This window comes from Sulfurimonas sp. (assembly GCF_016744025.1).
In the GTDB taxonomy this organism is placed as follows: Bacteria; Campylobacterota; Campylobacteria; order Campylobacterales; family Sulfurimonadaceae; genus Sulfurimonas.
Window position 1 is genome coordinate 1 of sequence record NZ_JADGFC010000138.1, and the last position, 6,097, is coordinate 6,097.

The window sequence follows — 6,097 nt, forward strand, 5'->3', positions numbered from 1 at the left end:
AAAAATGCAGGTGATATCATAAAAGCTATAAATAATATTAATATTCCTGATTCATCTACTGATATGAAAGGTGTAGAGGATAAACTAGATAAGTTAATTGGAGAGGGTGATACTGTTGTTGATGTCGATACTGTTGGTATTGCTGATTTATTAGTTGATGCAAATGGTTCTCTTCCTACTCTTGATGATGATGAAAACTCTTCTATTCCTACTTATGATGACATAGCAAAAGCGTCTTTATCTGTTTATGGTGATTTTGAAAAGGATGCTATTAGTAGTCTTGATTCTCTTGTTGGCTCTATTGATTATGGCATATTTGGTACTTTTAATATTTCTAGTTATGATTTTGTTGACTATTCAATTTCTGTTCCTCTTCCTATGACTTCACGAAAATTAGAGGGCAATTTGATGAGTGCTGATTTTTTAAACTCTTTAGATTTTAGTTTAGCAAGATTAGCTTTATTGTTATCTACACTTCTTTATAGTGTTTACTATGTAATAAATAGGTTGTTTTGATGATACAAGCAATAATTAGCTTATTTGCTTTAGTTCGTGGTCTGTTTATAACAGGTGGTTTAATTGCTAGAGTTTTCACCTGGTTAAGTGGCTCTTTTGGTTGGATTGCTGGTATTCTTCTCTGGTTTGCTGATTTTTTTAAAAAGTTTTTTATTGGTACTGGACTTGCTTTTAAAAAAGCCTTTATTTATTTAGGTGCTTATCACGCAGTTGAGTTTGTTAGAAAAGGTATTTTTATTACTTTTATATTAGCTGTTTTTAATTGGGCTTTAAATTATGCAATGAAAAATCTTCTTGTTTATGATGGCAAATCAATAACTATTCTTTTTAATCAATTTATTTCTGCTATTTCTTCGTTTGGTGCTTTGGGTCACAACTTTTTAGCTTTTATGTCTAAAATAGGTTTTTTTGATTCTTTGTCACTTCTTTTGTCTGTAATGCTCTACACTCTGATAACTCGTGTAGCTCTTACAATACTCTTTAAGTAACTATTATGATATTTGGAGTAATTGGGGAGGGTGGTTGCGGTAAAAGTGCTATTACTGTATCAATAGGCTTAGACCATCTACATAAATATGATGTAATTTTTACTAACATAAAAGGCTTTAATAAAGATAATTCAATTGAAGATATAGCAAGTGCTAAAAATGCTGACATTATGATAAAGCATTTTGAAAATACTGCTTTTGCATTTCAAGAAATATTAGAAGATATTGAAATTATTCAAGCTGAAAATTCTAATGATGAAAAATTAAAGATTTTAATTCTTTACGATGAGTGTCATAAATCTTTAAGACGTTTTACAAATACTAAACCTGAAGATATTTATCTGTCTGATTTTTTTTCAGAGCATAGACACTTTCATGTAGATTTTTATTTTCTTACTCAAGGTTATAAAAAAATAGCTGATATGTATAAAGGTGAGTTTAAAGCTTGGTATATATCTGTTGATGACCAAAAGAAAACCAGTACTAACGAGATTCTATTTAAAAAGATGGATAAAGAGTGTAAAGATAAAGTGGGTATGAAACGCTTTAAAAAGACTCGTAAGTGGAAAGGTAAGAGTGGTAATCTTTATACTGTCTTTGATTGTTATGATAGTGGTGATGGTGGTGAAAAGCAGATAAATCAGGGTATGTCTTCATTTGCTAAAAAATTATCTTTCTTTCTTTTTGCTCTAATGCTTTTTATTGTTTCTGTATATTTTGCTGTTGGTAATGTTACCTCTTTTTTAGACGTTGATGATGAACCAGCAAAAGCTCAAACAACTAAAAACAAAACTGATTCAGAAACTACAATTTTAAACGATAACAATTCTAGTTTTACATATAGTGATAGATTTGGCTTATTAAAAAAACATAAAGAAAAAAATACAATCATAGCTGATTTTACAATCGTATATTGTCTTTACGATATAAAAAGAGGTTTATATATTTTTGATAATAGAATCCTCACTCAGAAAAATTTTGATTCATTAAATGAACTCTTTTTATTTGAACTTTTAAATACACAACTTATCTCTGAAAATGTCTATAAATATGAATATTTAGTTAATAGTGAAATTTCTTCTTTACTCTCTTCAAAAACAATAAAAAAAGAAAAAAAAGGATTTATGAAGTAGCTTTTTCGTAGCCAACCAACATTGTATATATCTTCGCAAAGGAGTGGGAGGGTGTGAATTATTATGTATTCATAATTATTCATCGCCCTGAGCTTGTCGTCCACTTGTCTGGTAACAGTAACTATTAGGGGTTTAGTGAGGTTTTGTTTTTAAACATTCATCAATATTTGTTATTAGGTCGCGTTTGCTTTGTTTTCTTATTTCGAGAACCTACGGCTCGGAGAAATGAGGGAGCGAAGCGACCGCCTTGTCAACTTAACAAAAGTTTGTGTACATACAAAAATTAAAAGGTGCTACAACCATGGATTTATATAGAATTTCTTCTTCTGATTTAAAATCTTCTCAATTGAAGATTGATACTCAAAGAAATTATCTTTCTTCAAATAGTTTTATGACTGTTAATGGTGAATTAAAGTCTTATCTTGATATTTCTATGAGTGCGAATATTTCAAGTAGATATTATGCACAATTAGTTAATAAAGTTAATACGTTGCAACAAGTTATGTTATCAGAAGATTTAGAACCAATTTTTCTCACTCTTACTCTTGATGGTGTTTATCATGATTTGATTATGGGTAAGTACTCTCGTTTTAGTCTTTATCATCAAAAGAAACTACCTGAGAACGATATAAATGGTTATCTACAAACTAAGGCTAGTAATAGAGAAATTTTTAATTCTAGGGACTTATATCAGCTATTACGTTTTCAATGGCGTTCTTTTCAAAATAGTCGTACTTTTAGACAAATGAAAAAAGATGGTTACAAAGTTGGATACCTTTTTGCAGTTGAACCGCATAAAAGTGGTGTACCTCACGCACACGTATTGCTTTATGTACCAAGTCATTATATTGGACCTCTAAAAGATGTTTTTATAAAATGCTTTTGGGCTAAACAAAATTTACAACAATCAAAAGCAAGATTATCACCAACACAAATAAGAAATGGAGAAATTAACGGATATCAATGGACACTTTCTAATGCTGTAGGGTATGTTATGAAGTATTGTACTAAGTCTTTTATGGATTTAAAGAATCAGAAAGAAATAGATGAGTTACAAGCTTGGTATATTAAACATAAAATTATTAGAATCACTATGAGTCATACACTTGTGCCTCAATGGGTTTATAACAAAATTTATCCTCTAGAATCAGATTGGAATTATTTATCAGATTTGAATATCAATAGTACTTGTGAATGGTCACAAACAGATGATACATTTGAGTTTATTGATAATGATAAAAATCAAGTTCTTAGATATGAAAAAGGTTTATATCAAAGATTTGTTGATGGAGTTCTTAGAGAAGAATTTGGAACTAAAAAAGTGACTATAAAAAATTCTGTTACTATTGATAATATTGATTTTATTCCTTTGTCTTTCTCTAAACTTGGTTTTAGTATATATACTTTAGAACATACTTTATATTTAGCTACTAAAAAAATTAAAATTAAATCATTTGTGGATATGAATGATGATGAACGTAAAGTTTATATATCTAAAAAAGTACAAGAGGGTTCAATTAGACATAAAAAAAGACATAATCCTCCTGTATCTATAAAAATTGTTGAAGATGGAATTGAAAGAAATTTATATAAAAATTCTATCCCTTATCTTGGTAGTATGGAGTTACTTATAGAGTACACTCTCTTTGATGTTATCAATGGCAATATGCAAAGATTTACTAATATTCAAAATGAACTTATTAAACGTAAACTCATTAAAGGTAAAATTCAATCTTTAAATCAAGTTACTGTTTTTGATGAAGATATAGATAATTCAGATTTTGATCTCTCATTGAAAAAAGCTCTATTTTCTTATTCTGTTAAAGATACACAATTCAAACAAAACAATAGCGTTATAGTTGATTTATATACAAGTGCTTTTTATAAAGTTTTGCATAGATTTGATAGATACAAGATAGGGGTATAAAATGAGTATTGTAGAAATTTCTAAAATTTATATTATCATGGATTTTATAGTAAATTTAATGTTTTATACGGGTTCTTTTATTGTTTTCTCTAGTATTTTTATTGTTATTCTTTCGATTGTAAATAGTAGGAACAGATAATGAAAAAAAATAGAAAAATATCTATATGGCTTTTTATTATTGTTTTACTTCTTATTCATTGGGCTTATTCTTTTCAAAATAGGTTATTTAATGATACTAAATAACCTTTCAGTCCAATACTTTAAAAGTGTAGAGGTTTTACATAGTGAGATTACATTTAAATCTAATGTAGGCTACTACAACAAACATATAAAAGATACTTTAGGACTTAAAAAACTAAAAAAGATAAAATATCTTGATGTTCAAATGTGGGTTAATTCTCTTGTAGAAAAAGATTTAAAAATTAAAACAGTTAAAAATATTCTTACAGTTCTAAAAAATCATTTTAGATTAGCTAAAAGACTTGGACTTATTAAAAACAATCCTACTTTAGATATAGAGTTACCAAAATTTGATAACACTAGATACTTTAACTTCTCTCTCGAAATTCAAAAAGATTTTATCCGTTCAATAATAAATTATGATGAAGACGTTTATAATGATATTTTCTTTTTCTTGCTTCATGGTCGTAGACGTAACGAGGTTTTATCTATTACTTGGGAAATGGTCGACTTTGAGCAAAAGATTTATCATATACCAGCAAAGATAAACAAAGTAAAAAAGAATATGCGGTATATGATGACAGATGAGCTATATAAAAGACTCCATACAATCTATCTTCAAGAATGTATAAAACAAAATATTAAGTATCCTACTGGTTACGTCTTTACTAATCCAAAAACAAAAACACGTTATAAATGTTTGAGAGGTGCTTGGAGTAGATTACTAAAACAAAATAACTTACCATACATTCGCTTACACGATATAAGACACTTATTAGGTACTTACTCTATAAACTTCTTATCTTTACCTATAGAACACGTTTCTTATGCTCTTGGTCATACCAATATAGAAATTACACAAAAGTATATAACTGTTAAGCCTGAGATATCAAAAGAGGTAATTAATAAGGTTTTTAAATCTGTGACCGATCGAGGTAATAAATGCAATTAGTTCTATCTTTATTTACTGGTGTTGGTTTGTTTGATAAGGCATTTCGTGAAGCAGGTTTCTGTGTTGTAAGTGCAGGTGATATTATCTACGGTCAAGACATTAGAGAATTTAAAGGAATACTAAACAAATTTGATGGTGTTATAGGTGGTCCACCTTGTCAACTGTTTTCAGATTTAAACCGTGACCGATCAGTCACAGATAATTATCATTATGGTTTACAAATGTTAGATGAATTTGTACGTATAGTAAAAGAGTGTGATTCCACTTGGTTTCTTTTTGAGAATGTAAGAAATGTACCAAATGTAAAAATAGATAATTACTCACATCAAAGAATAGATATTAATCAAGGTTGGTATGAAAATACAACAAGACTAAGACATATACAGTTTGGTCACAAAGATAATTTATATATTCAATGGGAACGTGGCAAAATTAACCCTAATTCTAATCATTGTGCTTTAGCTAGTGATAATCGTTCATTTAAAGAGCTTTGTAAACTGCAAGGGTTAAAAAATGGTTTTAATCTTCCTGATTTTACAGTTAAAGGAAAAAAGAAACTTGTTGGTAATGGTGTTCCCCTCTCAATGGGTAGAGTAATTGCTAATGCTGTAAAAGATGTGACCGATCCTGATAATAAATGTGACTTGGTTACATTAACTAATGTGACTGCTCGATATGAAAAAATAAGTGTGAATCAACAGTCTATTAAAATTTGTCGTTGTGGTTGTGGACGTATCGTTACTCATAAGGGTTATTATTATGACTTTTCGTGTCGTAAAAGATATCAAAGAAGTAAAGTGGGAGAAAATGGCGAGAGGGCGTAGGAATCGAACCTACCTCCAGACGGTCAACCGCCCAAACATCGGGTTTGAAGCCCGTGATGCCCACCAGGGTCATATGC

At 29.2% G+C, this 6,097-nt stretch carries 6 protein-coding genes; all 6 read left to right on the plus strand.

Annotated features, from left to right (window positions below):
• On the plus strand, nt 1–516 hold a 516-nt coding region (locus QZZ48_RS13515; protein ID WP_294966738.1), incomplete at its 5' end, for a hypothetical protein.
• Entirely contained in the window at nt 516–1,004 is a 489-nt protein-coding gene (locus QZZ48_RS13520; protein ID WP_294966740.1) for a hypothetical protein, read from the plus strand. The genes QZZ48_RS13515 and QZZ48_RS13520, both read left to right, overlap by 1 nt.
• Nucleotides 1,005–1,009: 5 nt before the next feature.
• A complete protein-coding gene (locus QZZ48_RS13525) occupies nt 1,010–2,137 on the plus strand; it encodes a zonular occludens toxin domain-containing protein (RefSeq protein ID WP_294966742.1) in 1,128 nt (375 codons plus the stop codon).
• 301 nt (nt 2,138–2,438) lie between these two features.
• A complete protein-coding gene (locus tag QZZ48_RS13530; RefSeq protein WP_294966743.1) occupies nt 2,439–4,064 on the plus strand; it encodes a hypothetical protein in 1,626 nt (541 codons plus the stop codon).
• 229 nt (nt 4,065–4,293) lie between these two features.
• Nucleotides 4,294–5,196 (plus strand): tyrosine-type recombinase/integrase, encoded by a 903-nt coding sequence (locus tag QZZ48_RS13535; RefSeq protein ID WP_294966745.1) that lies wholly within the window; start codon nt 4,294–4,296, stop codon nt 5,194–5,196.
• Nucleotides 5,187–6,020 (plus strand): DNA cytosine methyltransferase, encoded by an 834-nt coding sequence (locus QZZ48_RS13540; protein WP_294966747.1) that lies wholly within the window; start codon nt 5,187–5,189, stop codon nt 6,018–6,020. The genes QZZ48_RS13535 and QZZ48_RS13540 overlap by 10 nt, the downstream gene beginning before the upstream one ends.
• Nucleotides 6,021–6,097: the final 77 nt, after the last annotated feature.